The sequence below is a fragment of the Glycomyces harbinensis genome, from assembly GCF_900101745.1.
Lineage (GTDB): Bacteria > Actinomycetota > Actinomycetes > Mycobacteriales > Micromonosporaceae > Glycomyces > Glycomyces harbinensis.
This window is the reverse complement of sequence record NZ_FNAD01000010.1, coordinates 24,644-40,217: the sequence shown is the minus strand read 5'-3', so window position 1 is coordinate 40,217 and position 15,574 is coordinate 24,644. Positions and strand designations below refer to the sequence as shown.

At 71.1% G+C, this 15,574-nt stretch carries 14 protein-coding genes; 5 read left to right on the top strand and 9 right to left on the bottom strand.

Annotated elements, in window-relative coordinates; genetic code table 11:
- Positions 1 to 3: 3 nt before the first annotated feature.
- Positions 4 to 1,323, bottom strand: a complete 1,320-nt coding sequence (locus BLQ63_RS16715) for a geranylgeranyl reductase family protein (protein ID WP_091037743.1) — start codon at positions 1,321 to 1,323, stop codon at positions 4 to 6.
- Between the two features lie 442 nt (positions 1,324 to 1,765).
- Here BLQ63_RS16715 and BLQ63_RS16710 point away from each other — a divergent pair, with 442 nt between their 5' ends.
- On the top strand, positions 1,766 to 2,386 hold the full coding sequence (locus tag BLQ63_RS16710) for a flavodoxin family protein (protein ID WP_091037739.1): 621 nt from the start codon (positions 1,766 to 1,768) through the stop codon (positions 2,384 to 2,386).
- Between the two features lie 106 nt (positions 2,387 to 2,492).
- On the opposite strand, the gene BLQ63_RS16705 is transcribed toward BLQ63_RS16710, so the two are convergent.
- The 4 genes from BLQ63_RS16705 to BLQ63_RS16690 all read right to left on the bottom strand — a co-directional run bounded on the left by BLQ63_RS16705 (position 2,493) and on the right by BLQ63_RS16690 (position 5,908).
- Complete coding sequence (locus tag BLQ63_RS16705; protein ID WP_091037736.1) at positions 2,493 to 3,062, bottom strand: hypothetical protein; 570 nt, start codon at positions 3,060 to 3,062, stop codon at positions 2,493 to 2,495.
- A gap of 62 nt (positions 3,063 to 3,124) precedes the next feature.
- Positions 3,125 to 4,933, bottom strand: a complete 1,809-nt coding sequence (locus BLQ63_RS16700; RefSeq protein ID WP_091037733.1) for an alpha/beta hydrolase — start codon at positions 4,931 to 4,933, stop codon at positions 3,125 to 3,127.
- 13 nt (positions 4,934 to 4,946) lie between these two features.
- Positions 4,947 to 5,306, bottom strand: a complete 360-nt coding sequence (locus BLQ63_RS16695; protein ID WP_091037730.1) for a hypothetical protein — start codon at positions 5,304 to 5,306, stop codon at positions 4,947 to 4,949.
- A 143-nt stretch (positions 5,307 to 5,449) separates the two neighbouring features.
- Complete coding sequence (locus BLQ63_RS16690) at positions 5,450 to 5,908, bottom strand: MarR family winged helix-turn-helix transcriptional regulator (protein ID WP_091037726.1); 459 nt, start codon at positions 5,906 to 5,908, stop codon at positions 5,450 to 5,452.
- A gap of 80 nt (positions 5,909 to 5,988) precedes the next feature.
- Here BLQ63_RS16690 and BLQ63_RS16685 point away from each other — a divergent pair, with 80 nt between their 5' ends.
- On the top strand, positions 5,989 to 6,849 hold the full coding sequence (locus BLQ63_RS16685; protein ID WP_091037722.1) for a DODA-type extradiol aromatic ring-opening family dioxygenase: 861 nt from the start codon (positions 5,989 to 5,991) through the stop codon (positions 6,847 to 6,849).
- A gap of 199 nt (positions 6,850 to 7,048) precedes the next feature.
- Here the strand turns inward: BLQ63_RS16685 and BLQ63_RS16680 are convergent, their stop codons facing one another.
- From BLQ63_RS16680 to BLQ63_RS16665, 4 genes are all read right to left on the bottom strand, one after another.
- Positions 7,049 to 7,687 (bottom strand): ubiquinone/menaquinone biosynthesis methyltransferase, encoded by a 639-nt coding sequence (locus BLQ63_RS16680; protein WP_091037719.1) that lies wholly within the window; start codon positions 7,685 to 7,687, stop codon positions 7,049 to 7,051.
- Positions 7,688 to 8,660: 973 nt separating this feature from the next.
- The gene (locus BLQ63_RS16675) at positions 8,661 to 9,899 is read right to left on the bottom strand and encodes an amidohydrolase family protein (protein WP_091037716.1); all 1,239 of its coding nucleotides are present in this window, start codon (positions 9,897 to 9,899) and stop codon (positions 8,661 to 8,663) included.
- Positions 9,900 to 9,909: 10 nt separating this feature from the next.
- The gene (locus tag BLQ63_RS16670) at positions 9,910 to 11,025 is read right to left on the bottom strand and encodes an adenosine deaminase (RefSeq protein WP_091037714.1); all 1,116 of its coding nucleotides are present in this window, start codon (positions 11,023 to 11,025) and stop codon (positions 9,910 to 9,912) included.
- Positions 11,026 to 11,061: 36 nt separating this feature from the next.
- On the bottom strand, positions 11,062 to 11,682 hold the full coding sequence (locus tag BLQ63_RS16665) for a DUF4272 domain-containing protein (RefSeq protein ID WP_177154974.1): 621 nt from the start codon (positions 11,680 to 11,682) through the stop codon (positions 11,062 to 11,064).
- Positions 11,683 to 12,107: 425 nt separating this feature from the next.
- On the opposite strand from BLQ63_RS16665, the gene BLQ63_RS16660 reads away from it, so the two are divergent.
- The 3 genes from BLQ63_RS16660 to BLQ63_RS16650 all read left to right on the top strand — a co-directional run bounded on the left by BLQ63_RS16660 (position 12,108) and on the right by BLQ63_RS16650 (position 15,562).
- The gene (locus tag BLQ63_RS16660) at positions 12,108 to 13,199 is read left to right on the top strand and encodes a hypothetical protein (RefSeq protein ID WP_143014959.1); all 1,092 of its coding nucleotides are present in this window, start codon (positions 12,108 to 12,110) and stop codon (positions 13,197 to 13,199) included.
- Positions 13,200 to 13,367: 168 nt separating this feature from the next.
- Entirely contained in the window at positions 13,368 to 14,768 is a 1,401-nt protein-coding gene (locus BLQ63_RS16655; RefSeq protein ID WP_177154973.1) for a serine/threonine-protein kinase, read from the top strand.
- A 107-nt stretch (positions 14,769 to 14,875) separates the two neighbouring features.
- Positions 14,876 to 15,562 (top strand): ComEA family DNA-binding protein, encoded by a 687-nt coding sequence (locus tag BLQ63_RS16650; protein WP_091037703.1) that lies wholly within the window; start codon positions 14,876 to 14,878, stop codon positions 15,560 to 15,562.
- Positions 15,563 to 15,574: the final 12 nt, after the last annotated feature.

The window sequence follows — 15,574 nt, the reverse complement described above, 5'->3', positions numbered from 1 at the left end:
GGCTCAGACCCTCCTTTCAGAAGCACTTGCGAGCCGGACGCTGGGCCGGCCCAATCCGGGCGTGACGATCCGCATGCCGTTGACGATCCGGTCGGCGGCGTCCCGCCCGGGTCGGTCGGTGAGGTTCGCCAGCAGTTTCAGCACGACGCGCATGAGCGCGGGACGCTTCAGGCCGTGCTCGGTGCACAGCTTCATGACGGCGGGCCGGCCGATGAGGTGCACGAAGATCCCGCCCATGCGGTAGTAGGAGCCCCACAGCTCGTCCATGCGCTCCGCGTAGGAGCGCAGGAGCGCTTCCCGCCGGGGGACGCTCCCGGCTCTGAGTGCGGCGGCGGCGACCTGGGCGGCGATCTCGCCCGCTTCGACGGCGTAGGCGATGCCCTCGCCGTTGAAGGGGTTGACCATGCCGCCGGAGTCGCCCACGAGCATCAGGCCCCGGCTGTAGTGCGGGGTCCGGTTGAAGCCCATGGGGAGTGCGGCGCCGCGGACGGGGCCGTCGGCGTTGGCCTCGTCGGCCAGGCCCCATTCCTCGGGGGTGTTGGCGAGCCAGTCGCGCAGGAGCGCGCGGTAGTCGGTCTTGCCGTAGCCCTCGGAGGAGTTGAGGACGCCGAGGCCGACGTTGACGCGGCCGTCGCCGAGGCCGAAGATCCAGCCGTAGCCCGGTTGCAGGACATCGGGTTCGGCGGCGGTGCGCAGGGCGAGCCAGGACTCGAGGTAGTCGTCGTCGTGCTTGGCCTCGGACCGGTAGTACTGGCGGACCGCCACGCCCATGGGGCGCGACTCGTTCCGCTTCAGGCCCAGGGCGAGGGCGAGGCGCCCGGAGACGCCGTCGGCGGCGATCACCAAGGGGGCCTTGAAGGTCACGTGCTCGCCGTCCTGGACGGCGGTGACGCCGGCGACGCGGCCGGCGAGGTCGAAGACGGGCGCGGTGACCTTGACGCCGGTGAGCATCTTCGCGCCGGCGTCGACGGCGCGGTCGGCGAGGATCTGGTCGAAGTCGAGGCGGGTGCGGGTGAGCCCGTAGTCGGGGAAGTGCTCGAGGGCGGGCCAGTCGAGTTCGATGACGGCGTCGTCGGCGACGACGCGCAGGCCGCGGTTGCGGACCCAGCCGGCGGACTCGGAGGTGTCCACGCCCATCTTGAGCAGCTGCGCGACGGCGCGCGGGGTGAGGCCGTCGCCGCACACCTTCTCGCGCGGGAAACGGGTCTTCTCCAGCAGCAGTACGTCGAGGCCCCGGGCGGCCAGATGGTAGGCCGAGGCCGCACCACCAGGCCCGGCGCCGACCACGATGACGTCGGCGTCCGGGGTTGCGTGAGTGGTCACGGGCGTCCTCTCAGGCGTTTCGGGGTGGTGATCCTCATAACGATCAGCCTGCTTGTGAAGCTCTTCACAAGCGTTTGCCGCAAGTCTAGAACTCCGCTATCTACGGCCTGTCACTTAGGTCCGCCTTAGTTGTCATTATTCGAGGTCACGAGCCGAACGGGCGTGCCTGAACCAGAGTTGCGGGAGCGAAGGGAGCGCCTGAGGAGGCGAGGCCGAAGCGCGTGATAAAGGCGACAGTTCACACGCCTGGCAACTTTCGATATCTAGAAACACTCTCGTAACACGAGAAGTGAGGCCCCTGTCAACCTGAGGCGGAAAAGGGCCGGTACGCGATGAAGCGTGGCCAGCGCCACATCGTTCAAATTTGAAACTTCAATCGGGGAGTCGTATGGTCGTTGGGTAATTCAAATCTGAACTATCACGCTTTCCCGGAGGAACGCACATGTCAGTCGAGCCCGTCAAGGTCACCGTGGTCTTCTACTCGGCCACCGGCAACGTCACCGCCCTGGCCCGCCAGATCGCCGAGTCGGCCGAGAAGCTGGGCGCCGAGGTGCGTCTGCGCCGCGCGGCCGAGCTGGCCCCCCAGGCCGCGATCGACTCGAACCCGGCGTGGGCCGCGAACGTCGCGGCCATCAGCGACATCCCCGAGGCCACCGCCGACGACGTGGTGTGGGCCGACGCGGTCCTCATGGGCTCGCCGACCCGCTACGGGAACATCGCGTCGCAGCTCAAGCAGTTCATCGACACGCTGGGCCCGCAGTGGTTCCAGGGCCTGCTCGCCCGCAAGGTCTACTCCGGCTTCGCCGCGGCCTCCGGCAAGCACGGCGGCAACGAGTCCACGATCCTGGCCCTGTACAACACCTTCCACCACTTCGGCGGCATCGTCGTGTCCGCCGGCTACGACGGTGAGGCGCTGGCCGCCAACGCCAGCCCGTACGGCGTCTCGCACTGGAACGGCTACGACATCGACGAGACGACCCTCGCCGCCGCCGCCGCGCAGACCCAGCGCGTGGTCGAGACCGCCGCGGCCCTCAAGGCCGGCCGCGCCGCACTCGCCGCGTAAGCAAGCGCCAACACGGCTAGAGAAGCGCCCGCTTCGATCCCCGGCACCGGGATCGGGGCGGGCGCTTTCGCGTGCTCCGTTCACCGACTCGGCGGGAGTCCGCGGACTACAACTGGTCGTCGTAGGTGTCGGGGGCGTCGAACGGGTTCGCCGGCCGCGCGGCGGGGATGCCCTCGGGGAAGTACTCGCCGACGCCGTCGCCCTTGCCGCCGGGCCGGATGCCGCCGCTGGGCGGCACGTACGGGATCTCGGAGGGGTCGCTGCGGGGGACGCAGCCGGACTGGACCATGAGCGTGGCGAGGTGGGCCGCGGAGTACCAGAGGGTGATGCCGTCCTCCCGGACGGCGGTCAGGTCGCGGTACGTCGCGTCGTCGAGTTCGGTCGTGTCGTCGCGGATGATCTCGTGGCCCAGGCCCCTCCAGTGCTCGCGCAGGAGGTCGACGTACCGCTCGTTGACGAGCGGCGTCGCCGAGTCCTCGGCAGAGAACTGGTAGCGCAGTTCGACATTGGTGTAGTCGGGGTCCTCGACGCCGGCGCGGGTGCAGGGCAGTTCGGCCCAGGACCGCTTCGCGAAGCCGGGGAAGTCGGGCAGGGCCGCGACGAGGTCGGCGACCGCGCCCTCGGCGGGCGCGTAGGACTCGGCCTGGGTGTACACGCTCTCGGGCGGGCTCTCCATGTCTTCCTTCCGTGTCGAGCAGGCGGCTGCGAGGGCGAGCGCCGCGGGCGGCGCCCGCCGGTTCACCGCACGCCGGCTTCGTTGCCGGTGACGATGTACGCCTGGTTGTCGCGGCTGATGCCGTTGTTCTCGTCCCAGTAGGAGCTGTGGTCGGCGATCGGGCCCTCCCAGAACTTCCACCACTCGCTCGACTCGGCGGGGGCGTCGCTGGTGAACGTGTTGGCGCCGAACCCGTCCTCGGTCGGGTCCATGCCGTGGACGGGCGCGTACCGGATCGGGTCGTCCCGGTTCACGGTGGCCCACACGCGGTCCTCGTCGGCGCCGAGCGCGGACGCGGTGTCGACGCCGGTGCCCGGCGAGGCGATCATCACGAGGTTGTCGGCGGGCAGTCCCTCGGAGGCGGCGGCGGTGCCGACCATGGTGGTGCCGTAGGAGTGTCCGGTCACGGTGAGGTTCGCCGGGTCGCCGTCGGCGGTGGCCCGCAGGCCCTTGGTGAAGGACTCCAGGTCGCGGGCGCCCTCCCGGGCGAACGCGGCGTCGGTGGCCTGGACGAGGTCGTCGGGGGTGTCGTAGCCGAGCCACATGACGGTGGCGGTGTCGTCGCCGCCGCCGAGGCGCTGGGCGTCGAAGGCCATGGTCTCGGCGCGGCTGAGGAGGCCGCCGGCGGTGCCGAGGCTGTTGCCGGTGCCGGGCACGTAGGTGTTGACGTTGTCGGCCCCGTCGGGGTCGCCGATGGCGATGACCGCCCGGCCGCCGCCTTCGGTGTCGAAGCCGAGGAGGTTGAACGGCTGGCCGGTCTGGCTGGAGGCGGCCGGGCCGCCGTCGTCGTCGGTGATCCTGTCGTGGAGGCGGCCGAGGTCGGCGCGGTCGTCCTTGAGGCCGTCCACTGCTTCTGTGAGGGTCTCGTACTCGTCGGATTCGGGGTCCGTGCCGGCCAGGAGCCGCTCCTTGTCGGCGATCTGCGCGTCGAGGCCGTCGATCTCGCGGTCGAGGAGCGAGCGGTTGGCGGTGTCGCGGGGGCCGGTGGGGATGCCGTCGACCGGGCCGACCCATCCGGGGTGGTCCTCGACGAGGGCGTCCCTTTCGCTGTCGGACAGGTGGTCCCACCACTGGTTGACCTGTTCGGGCGACATGCCGGAGGTGCCTTCGGCGATGGCCTTCGCCTCGGCCGCGACCTCCTCGGAGACCGCTTCCCTGTAGTCGCCGACGAGTTCGTCGTAGGCGGCGCCGAGGCGCGGCGGGAGTTCGGTCGGGTGCTCGCGCATCTCGGTGAGCGCCGCGGCGGCCTCGTCGTCGGCGTCGCGGGTCCGGGACATGACCGCGCGCAGCCAGTCCTGGTACTGGCCCGCGAGCCCGATGGCGGTGCCGTAGAGGTCGACGCCGTTGAAGAGGACCTTGAGGCGGTCGAGGTCGAAGGCGCCGGCGGGCTTGGCGATGCCGACCATGTCGCACAGCCACTGCGGCGGGTCGGTGGTCAGGATCGCCCGGTGCAGTTCGCCGGAGAGGTTCACGTCGTACTCGGCCGGGTCGCCCTCGATTTCGAAGTCGTGCGCCGCGATGAGCGGCACGAGCTCCTTGATCTCGCCCTGCTCGGCCTCGAAGGCGTCGGCGGCCTCGTGGAGGGTGGTCGCGATGCGGGTGGAGGCGTAGTCGGACAGGTCGTCCTCGTAGCGGTCCGCGGTGAGGCCGATCTGCTCGCGCACCCTCGCGGCGGTGTCGGACTCGTAGTGCTCGACGGCGAGGTGGCCGTCGACGACGTCGGTGCGCAGCCGCTCGGTCTGGTCGAGCATGGCGTCGACGTAGGACTTCCAGCCGTCGCCGAGGGCGCGGATCGCGCCGCAGTCGAGGTCGCGCAGCTGCTGCCAGGTCATGGCGCCCACGGATTCAGCCTCCGGTCCCGGAGGCGCGCCCGGGGTAGCGGCCCGAGTCGGCGAGGGAGGCGAAGTCGGCGGCGGAGTAGTCGTCGATCTCGACGGCCTGCTCGGCGCAGACGGCGAGGTATTCGCCGGTGTCGCCGACGAGCCCGGTGAAGCCGCCGGCCCGGTCGGTCCCCCACCACCGGCCCGCGGCCTCCAGGGCCGGTCCGAGTGCGGTGCCCGCGTCCTTGAGGGGCCCGGCCGCTTCGGCGTTGGCGGCGGTCATCTCGCCGGTGCGGCGGCCGACCTCCTCCTCGATCTCGAAGAGGACCTCGACGGACTTGTGGACCTCGTCGGGGTCCATCGCGAAGACGTCAGCGCCGGGCATCGCGCACCGCCGGCGGGGACGGAGTCGGGTTATGCAATTGCGGGCTCCTCGGGGGTACGAGCGAAAGGAGATCTAGCCCACTATATCGAGCACCCGCAAACCGGGGTGATCACGCGCATACGCGGCGTCCGAGCGGTTGCGCCTCAGGGGTTGATGCGGTCGAGCATGCGCTTGGAGAGCTCGCCGAGCTGGCGCATCTCGTCGCGGGTGAGTTCGTCGAAGACCAAGGCGCGCACCAGTTTCACGTGGCCGGGGGCGGCCTCGGCGAGCTTCTGGAGGCCGTCCTCGGTCAGGGCGGCGAGGGTGGAGCGGCCGTCGGTGGGGCAGGCGAAGCGCCTGATGAAGCCCTCCTTCTCCAGGCGGCGGGCCACGTGCGAGAGCCGCGAGAGCGAGCCGTTCGCGAGGTAGGCGAGGTCGCTCATCCGCATGGTCCGGTCCTCGGCGTGTTCGAGGACCACGAGCACGGTGTACTCGAAGTAGCTGAGGCCGGCGTCGGTCCTGACCTGGCCGTCGAGGGCGTTGGGGAGCCGCGAGACCAGGCTGACGAAGGCCAGCCACGTCGCCATCTCCTCGTCGTCCAACCAGGGCGCCGCATCACTCATGCAACAAGCTTAACTTCACTAGTTGATGCCTCAACGAACACGAGTAGTATTTATTGAAGATTCAACGACTTGGAGCCGCCATGCCAGCCCGCCCCGGCGCCGCCTTCGACGCCTTCCTCGAGACCGACGCGCCGCGTGCCGCCGAGCGCCGCGACTGGACGCCGGCCGACGGGGCGCTTCCGGCGCTGTACCTCAGCCACGGCGCGCCGCCGCTGTTCGACGAGGCCGAGTGGATGGGCCGGCTCTTCGAGTGGGCGCAGGGCCTGCCGCGGCCCAAGGGCATCCTCATCGTCTCGGCCCACTGGGAGGCCGCGCCGCTCATGATCTCCAGCCCCGCGGCGGCGACGCCGCTGGTCTACGACTTCGGCGGCTTCCCCGAGCGCTACTTCAAGATGCGGTACGAGACGCCGGACGCGACCGCGATGGCCCGGCGCGTGGCCTCGGCGATGCCCGATTCCGAACCGCTGCACCAGCACGCGAGCCGCGGGCTCGACCACGGGGCGTGGGTGCCGCTCAAGGTCATGTACCCGCAGGGCGACCTGCCGGTGCTGCAGCTGTCGATCCCGACGCACGACCCGGACCGGCTCATGGCGATCGGCCGGCGGCTGCGGCCGCTGCGCGAGGAGGGCTACCTGGTGGTGGGCTCGGGCTTCATGACGCACGGGCTGCCGTTCGTGGACTTCCACCACCCCGAGAAGGTGCCGGGCTGGTCGGCGGACTTCGACGTGTGGGCCTCGGAGGCCTTGGCGCGCGGGGACATCGAGGAGCTGGCGCGCTACCGGTCCCAGGCCCCGGGGATGCCGTACGCGCACCCGACAGTGGACCACTACGTGCCGCTGTTCGTGACGTACGGCGCGGCGAGCGAGCAGGAGCAGGCCGCGCAGACGGTGATCGACGGCTACTGGTTCGGCCTCTCGAAGCGCTCGTTCCAGCTCAACTGAATCGCAGGGACCGCGGGCCGGTGATCGTCATAATCTCCGCCCGCTGCGCCGTCCGCGCCGCCGCCCACCATGGCGGCGCGGGCGGCGCGTCAGTTCACGGGTCGCCGTTCGAACAACGGCTTGTCGCACCCCTCGGGCACATTTGAAATCGGGGGCCCACCCCTTCCGGGCCCCGGGGGGCCGGAGGCTGCGCCTCGGGCTACTTGAAGCCGCGGTGCATGGCGACGGCGCCGCCGGCGAGGTTGCGCCAGGCGACCTTGCGGTAGCCGGCCTTCACGATGCGGTCGGCCAGGGCCGCCTGGTCGGGCCAGGCCATGGTCGAGTCGGCGAGGTAGCGGTAGGCCTCGGGGTCGGAGGCGACGCGGGAGGCGACCTTCGGCAGCACGTGCTTGACGAACACGCCGTGGGCCTTGCGGTAGGGCTTCCAGACCGGCTGGGAGACCTCGCACAGCACCATGCGGCCGCCGGGGGCGAGGACGCGCAGGATCTCGGCGAGGCACGCGTCGAGGTCGACCACGTTGCGGATGAAGAAGGAGCCGGTGACCGCGTTGAAGGTGCCGTCGCCGAACGGCAGGTTCAGCGCGTCGGCGTTCACCAGCGGGACCTGGCGGTCCTGGTGGGCCTGGAGCATTCCGAGGGAGAAGTCGACGCCGATGACGTCGGCGCCGGACTTGGCGAGCTCGGCGGTCGAGACGCCGGTGCCCGCGCCCAGGTCGAGGCAGCGCTCCCCGGGCTGGAGGCTCAGGGCCTCGCGGGTCGCCTTGCGCCAGCGCTTGTCCTGCCCGGCGACCATGACGGTGTTGGTGCGGTCGTAGCCCGGCGCGACGCGGTCGAACATCGCCGCGATGCGGCCGGGTTCCTTACGCGGGGTATTCGCTTCGTTCGCTTCGATCACTCCGACAGCCTTGCACACGCCGGAGATAAAATCCGCCGGAGCCCTGTCGGTGTGGGCCCCGGCGGATCAAGGGGTTAAAACGGGCGCGCGCGGGGTCAGCGCGGCGCGTGCGGCCCTGAGGGAGCAGGGAATGGCCGCACGCTCGCCCAGTGGGGAGCCTTTGGAGAGGTCGAAGACGAGATCGCCTGGGGCGCAGCGAGAGGCGCGGCATCGGACCGGGGTGAACTGGTCACCTGCGCCTCCTCGTCGTCGGGTCGGAACTCGCGCGGGCGGATCGCTGCCTCGGTTGGGATGACGCTGAGAGATCCCTCGAGTGCGGCCTGCGCTACAGGACCACACTGACGCATCAAGGCTGTGATGTCGATCTATGAAACCGAACCGTTATCGCGTGTAACCCATCCGATAACTAGGGCGTGCCGGTGATCACAGTGAGCGGCCGCATCGTCACGAAGGCCGGATAGTCGCTGGTTCAGCCCTTTTCGGGTGTGACGTCCGATGCGTCGGGCGGGCCGTTCTCGCGGGCCGTTCCCTCGGGGAAACGGGGCGGCGGGGCGCGCGGTGTCCGCACGCCCCGCCTTCTCCAGGGGATACACAGAGAGGCTGGGCCTCTCCGGTGAATCAAGACTCTGGGCCGGTGCTGTCACATCCGCCCCATTCAGCATCGCGGACGAAAGGTGGATCGGCAAGCGCCGACGCCGAAGCGTTACCTGCCGCGGGTCCTGCGGCGCATCCCGTCGCACTTCCTGCCGTGCTTCCTGCTGAGCTTCCTGCTGTGCTTCCTGAAGCGGGCTTCAGGCGGCTTCAGCGCCCCTTCAGGTTCGCGGGCGCAGACTCGACGGACCATCACCGCCGGGAAACGAACAGCACAGCGCGAAACGAGCAGCGCAGCGAGACGGGAAACGGAAGGAGGTCGGGCCTATCGATCGACGAGTTCGCCCTTGAGCACGGCCGCGGTGCACTTGCCCGCCGCGCCGGTCACGAGGGCCGCGTACGGGTCGCCGTCGGTGTCGACGTCGAAGACCGCGAGGTCGGCTCGGGCGCCGGTCTTGAGGACGCCGATGTCGTCGCGGCCGAGGGCCTTGGCGCCGCCTTCGGTGGCCGCCCGCACGAGCCATTCGTTGAGGCCTTCGCCGCCGTCGCCCTGGGCGAGCGCGAGCTTGCGGAGCACGGGCCACTCGGCGGCCACGTCGAGGTCGGGGCTGGAGGCGCGGGAGTCGGTGCCGATCGCGACGGGGTTGCCTTCGGAGCGGAGGTCGGCCACGGGAGGCTCGCCGGCTTCGAGGCGGGCGTTGGAGCGGGCGCAGAGGGCGACCGCGGTGCCGCGGGAGCGCAGGAGTTCGCGGTCGGCCTTGTCGAGGTGGACGCCGTGGGCGACATGGGAGTCGGAGCCGAGCCAGCCGACCTTGTCCATCTGCGTGGCCGGGGAGTGCCCGGCGCCGCCGTCGGCGATCTCGAGTTCGAGTCCGGCGCGGCGGTTCATGAACGCGAACGGTCCGGAGCCGCGGCGCACGAACATGTCCTCGTGCTGGGTCTCGGCGAGATGGGGGTGGAGGCGGATGTCGAGGGTGTGGGCGAGTTCGGCGAGGCTCTTGCCGACTTCGGTGCCGAGTGTGTAGAGGGTGTGGGGGCTGATGCCGACGGCGATGTCGGAGTTGTTGACGGCGCGGCTCTCGGTGACGACCTCGCGCCAGGCGCTGCGGCGCACGGCCCAGGCGGCGTCGTCGATGAAGCAGGCCTCCCAGTAGGCGACCCCGGCGAGCTTGGACTCGAAGAGGGCCTCGAAGGCGACGGCGGGGGTGACGATGTCGGCGACCGCGGTGACGCCGTGGGAGAGGGATTCGGCGATGCCCTGGCGGACCGAGTCCTTCCAGGCCTCGTCAGCGGTGGTGGGGTTGCGGCGCGCGAAGTCCTGGATCCACTCGAAGAACTCCTTCTCGTTGCCGTACATGTCGGCGAAGGCGGTGTAGCACAAGTGGGTGTGGGCGTTGACGAGTCCGGGGGTGACGATGCCGTCGAAGGCGGTGGCGCCCTCGGCTTCGGGGGCGTCGGCGGCGGGGCCGACGTAGGCGATCCGCCCGCCGTCGACCCCGATCGCACCGTCGCGGATCGGCTCGCCCGCGATGGGGACGACGACGGGAGCGGTGTAAACGTGCATGCAGCCGAGGTTACTCGGCGTCTGATTCGGATGCTTCGAGCGCCGCGTACGCGGGACGGACGACCTCTTCGAGGAGGCGCCGGCGCTCGGGGTGGTGGAGGAAGGAGGCCTTGACCGCGTTCTCGGTGCAGCGGCGGACCTCGGCCCAGCCCCAGCCGAAGGTCTCGGAGAGCAGGTGGAACTCCCGCGAGGTGCTGGTGCGGCTCATCAGGCGGTTGTCGTTGTTGACGGTGACGCGGAACCCGAGGTCGTAGAGCGCCTTGATCGGATGCGTCTCAATGGACTCGGCGCCCTCGGTCTGGAGGTTGGAGGAGGGGGCGACTTCGAGGGCGATGCGCCGGTCGCGGATGTAGTGGGCGAGGTCGGAGAGCTTGGCCTCGTCGCCGGTGAGGTCGATGTCCTTGATGAGCTGCACGCCGTGGCCGATCCGGTCGGCGCCGCAGACGGCGACCGCGCCCCAGATGGACTCGGGGCCGCATGACTCGCCCGCGTGGATGGTGAAGGGCATGGACTCGCGGCGCAGGTAGTCGAAGGCCTCGACGTGGCGCTCGGCGGGGTTGCCGATCTCGCCGCCGGCGATGTCGAAGCCCACGACGCCCTTGTCGCGGTAGGCGACGGCGAGCCGGGCGATCTCCAGCGTCCGGTCGGCGTGGCGCATCCCGCACAGGATCGTGCGGGCGGTGATCTTGTTGCCGGCCTTCTCGGCGAGGCGCTGGCCCTCCTCGAATCCGGCGAGGGTCGCTTCGACGACCTCCTCGAGGCTGAGGCCGCCGAGGAGCTGCTGCTCGGGTGCGTAGCGCAGTTCGGCGTAGACGACGCCGTCGGCGGCGAGGTCCTGGGCGGCCTCGGACGCGATGCGGAAGCAGTGGTCGGCCTTCTGGGACACGGCGATGGTGTGCGCGAAGGTCTCCAGGTACCGCTCCAGGGTCCCGGAGTCGGCGGCCTCGAAGAACCAGTCGCCGAGCGCGCCGGCCTCGGTCGCGGGCAGGGTGTGGCCGATCTCGTCGGCGATCTCGATGAGGGTCTGCGGGCGCACGCCGCCGTCGAGGTGCTCGTGGAGCACGGCCTTGGGCGCGGAGCGGATCTGGTCGATGGACAGTGCGTCGGAAGGCGCGGTCGAATTCATCCCATGAATATAGTCAGCGCGCTATGCGTGCCTGGCTCACAGGCGGACTTCGTCCCAGTGGACGGGTCGCTCGTCGGCGAAGACCACGGCCCACTCCAGGGCCCAGCGCCGGTGCCAGACGAGGTTGTCGTCGACGCCGCGCGGCGGGGCCTGCCCGGCGCGGCGGGCCTGGTCGCAGAGCCAGTCGAGGCAGTAGTAGAGGTCGAGCATCTCGGCGACGACCCCGGCGTCCCGCGTGGGGGTGAGCTGGCGGTCGCGCCAGGAGCCGAAGGACTCGGGGCGGCGCAGGTCCGGCAGCATCTCGGGGAGGTCCTCGGCGCAGGGCACGGCCGGGTCGAGGTGGTCGACGAGGCCGAGCAGCCAGGAGACGGTGTAGAGGCTTTCGAGCTGGTCGGCGTACCGGCCCCGTTCGCCTCTGCCGCAGGCGATGAAGCCCCACTCGTCGGGCGCGAGGTGGTCGAGGACGTGGGCGTCGAGGAGCCAGCGCATGGCGAGTTCCTCGGGCATGTCGAACACGCGGGCCTGGACGATGTTGAGGATCGCGGCGCGGGCCTCGATGTGGCCGCGGGGGCGCAGGCGCGGGAGCTTGCCCGAGGGGAACGGGACGGGGAACTGCGCGGGGGGCGCGGGGATGCCGAGGGCACTGAGTCCGTCCACTGTGCGCAGTCGGACGCTCCGGGGGTCTGAGATCACCGTCGGCATATGGCTCCCTACCACTTGGGGTTCACCTGTGGGGGTGAGTGCGCATTCACTCGTGGGGGTGTTTGTGAAGAACTGTAGCGTCCGACACAGGCCCCAGTCAACGCGGGCCGTGGAAATCCTTGGAGCCGAACATACGTGTTACGCAGGCGTTTCGCCGCGGCCTGAGTGAGTCGCAAGTGTCCGGAGGGGCGAAATGCCCCGGGTTGTTGCCTGTTTCCGCGGGTCGGGACGCGGGGGCGCAGGCGCACCCGTGGTCGACAAGCCGCCCGAAGCCGATGAATCCGACGCGCCGGGGCAACCCGCCGGAGTGTGAGCAGCGTCGTACGAATGTCGAAATCACCAGATTCCGACGCTCCGCTCACCGAAGGGACGACGCTGCGATGTCAACCACGGCGAAACGAATGGTCAAGGGCCGCAAAGCCTTCATGGCGGCGACCGCGGTTGCGGCGGCGGCCGGGGCGATCGTGCTGCCGGTCCAGGGTGCCGCGGCGGCCGAGACCGGGACCGGGCAGGCCTGCACGGTCGAGAAGCTCCCGATCCCCGACGGCCTGCTCTTCACGTTCACCACCGGCATGAGCGACGACGGATCGGTCGTCGCCTACCGCGCCTACCCGGCCGGCAACGGGGACGAGCGCTTCCCGCTCCTGTACTCGGACGGCGAGGTCACCGAGGTCCCGATCCCCGGCCTGGACCAGCAGATCGCCGACGTCAACTCCTCCGGTGACGGCGCCGGATACGGCTTCCTCGGCGAAGGAGGGGCGGTGCCGTACGCATGGCGCGACGGCGCCCTCGTCGAACTGGCGAACGCAGACTCCGGCCAGGCCAACGGCATCAACGAGCACGGCGACATCGTCGGGACCGTCGCGAAGTGGGACGGGGAGGCCGAGTCGGAGCTGCCGGTGATCTGGCCCGCGGGCGAGACCGAGCCGGTCGCACTGCCGCTGCCCGAGGGGGCCGGCCGGGCCGGCGCCTCCGAGATCGGCGACGACGGCGTCGTCGTCGGCGACTACGAGAACGCCGAAGGCGTCCCCGTGCCTTATATGTGGGACGCGGACGGCAAGGGCTCCCACCTGCCGATGCCCGAGGGCGTCGACCCCGAGACCGCGTGGTCCTACGCCTCGGACCTCCAGGGCGACTGGGCCTCGGGTTACCTGGAGACGCCCGAACTGGGCGCGGTCGGCGTCGTCTGGAACCTGGCCGAGGGCACCGCGCACGTCACCGGTCTCGAAGGGCGGGCGACGGTCAACGCCGAGGGCACCGCCGCGGGCGAGACCTTCCCGAACGCGGCGTTCCAGCCCCGGGACGGAAAGGTCGTCGAGCTGCCGGGCGCCTGGGACCCGGCCGACAACTACTTCGGCGACACGGCCGACCAGATCAGCGCCGACGGCTCCACGATCGCCGGGAGCGTCTACGTGGGCGAGGACGCCGACGGCTGGCACGTGCTCAACGCGGTCGTCTGGACCTGCGCGTAGGCGCGGGAAGGGCGGCGCCGGCCGGACCGCGGAAGGGCGAGCGCGACTGAGGAGCGGCCCCGGGGCGGTGCGCCCCGGGGCCGCTTCGACCGCGCGGCGGTGACGCCGGTCGCCGCCGCCGGGGGTACGGCCTCGGGCCCCGCGAACGCGCCGGGCATGCTTGTAGACGTGAGTAGTCTCCAGGTCGTCGGCGGCCGCTATGAGCTGGTGCGGCCGGTCGGCGCGGGCGGCATGGGCCGGGTCTGGCAGGGCGTCGACGTCCACTTGGAACGCGAGGTCGCGGTCAAGGTCGTCAAGCCCGACCTCCTTGAAGGACCGGGCCGGCACGAGGCGGCGGCGCGGTTCCGCCGCGAGGCGCGCGTGACCGCCCAGATCGACCACCCCGGCGTGCCCGCGATCTTCGACGCGGGATTCGACGAGGCCACCGGCGAGCTGTTCCTCGTCATGGCCTACCTGCCCGGACTCAACCTGCGCGACCTGCTCGACGAGAACGGCGCCCTGCCCGCGGACTGGACCCTCGCGATCGGCGCGCAGCTCGCCTCGGTGCTCGCCGCCGCCCACTCGCGCCAGGTCGTCCACCGGGACCTCAAGCCCGCCAACATCATCGTCGGCCCCAGCGGCCTGGTCCACGTGGTGGACTTCGGCATCGCCGCCGTGCTGGAACCGGACGCCGCCCGGCTGACCGCCACCGGCGACAAGCCCGGGACGCTCAACTACATGGCGCCCGAGCAGATCCGCGCCCAGCCGGCCGGGCCCGCCGCCGACCTGTACGCGCTCGGCGCGCTCCTGTACGAGATGGCCACCGGCGAGCGCCTGTTCGCCGACCGCGGCTCGGCCTACGAGGTCCAGACCGCGCACCTGAAGGAACTGCCCGACCCGGTGCGCCGCGCCCGCCCCGACCTGCCGTCCGAACTGGACGGACTGGTCTCGCGGCTGCTGTCGAAGGAACCCGCCGAACGCGGCTCCGACGCCGCCGCGGTCCACCTCGACCTGGCCGCGATGCTCACGGCCGCACCGGCTTCCGGCGCGCCCGCACGCGACTTCGGCGACCCGACCTGGCCGTTCCGGGCCCCGCTCGCGCCGCGGTGGGTCGCGCGCGAGGCCGTCCAGACCGCCGGCCGCGCCGCCGCGGGGACCGACCGGGCCGAACTCCTCGCCGAAGCCGACCGGTCCTACGCGGCCGGGGACTTCAACGGGGCGCTCTCGGCGTTCCGCTCGCTCGCCAAGACCTTCGAGACACCGGACCCGGCGCTGGCGCTGCACTGCCAGGTGCGGGCCGCGCAATGCCTTGCGTCCCTGGGTAACGCGGCCAGCGCGTTGGCGGGCCTGTCGAGCGTCATCGAACGCCAGCGGCGCCTGGAGGGCGAGCGGGCGCGCTCGACCCTGCGGTCGCGGCGCATCGCGGTGGACATGCTCGCGGCCCTGGCCCGGGGACCCGAGGCGCACCACCGGTTGTCGGAGCTGGTTCGCGACATGGCCGCCGCGCTGGGCCCGGCCGATGCCGATACCATCGAAGCCGAACGGCTGCTGCGGGCCTGGTCCGCGCCCCCGCAGGGACCGGTCCGGTGAATCCCGCCCTGGTCCACGGCGGGCCCTGAAACGGGGCCGCCGGAATCGCCCTCCACCCCGCCTGGGAGTCCTCCTCGATGACCGCCCCCGGTCCTTACGCCCCTTCGGTGAACGAAGCGAAGCTCCGCACGCGCAGGTTCTGGCGGGGCGTCGGCACGTACCTGTGGGCGTTCTTGCCGCTCTTGACATGCGGGTTCGGCGCGCCGATCGCGTTCGCCACGGCGCTCGCCCGGCGGCGCGACAATCTGACGATCATGGCCCTGTTGTTCCATTCGGTGCTGATCCTCTCCGGCTGCGGCGTCATCGGCGCGACCGAGTACCCGGCGCCGGACTGGGCCACCACGGTCCTCACGTTCACCATGGCCATCACCTCGCTCGCGGGGACCGCGCAGCTGCTGATGATCCGGTCGGCGGTGTGGGCGGCGCCGGCGCCGGCCCCACCGCAGGTGCCGGTGGCGCGGCTGGCGAGCATGGAGGTCGTGGACCGGGCTCGGAAGCTGCGCGAGCAGGCGCGGCGGACGGCCGAGGCGGATCCGATGCTGGCCAAGCGGCTCGGCATCGGGCGCCCGGACCTGCCGCGGCAGTTCGACGACGGCGGCCTGGTCGACCTCAATCATGCTCCATTGTGGGTGCTGGTGACGCTGCCGGGGGTGACCGAGCGCAGCGCCAGGCAGATCCAGGACTGGGTGGAGCGGTCCGGGCCGTTCGCGAGCCTCGGCGAGGTGCTGCTCGTGATCGAGATCAGCCCGACGTTCGAGCATCATCTGCGCGAGTACTGCGTGTTCATTCCCTGAGGGGTGCAAGGT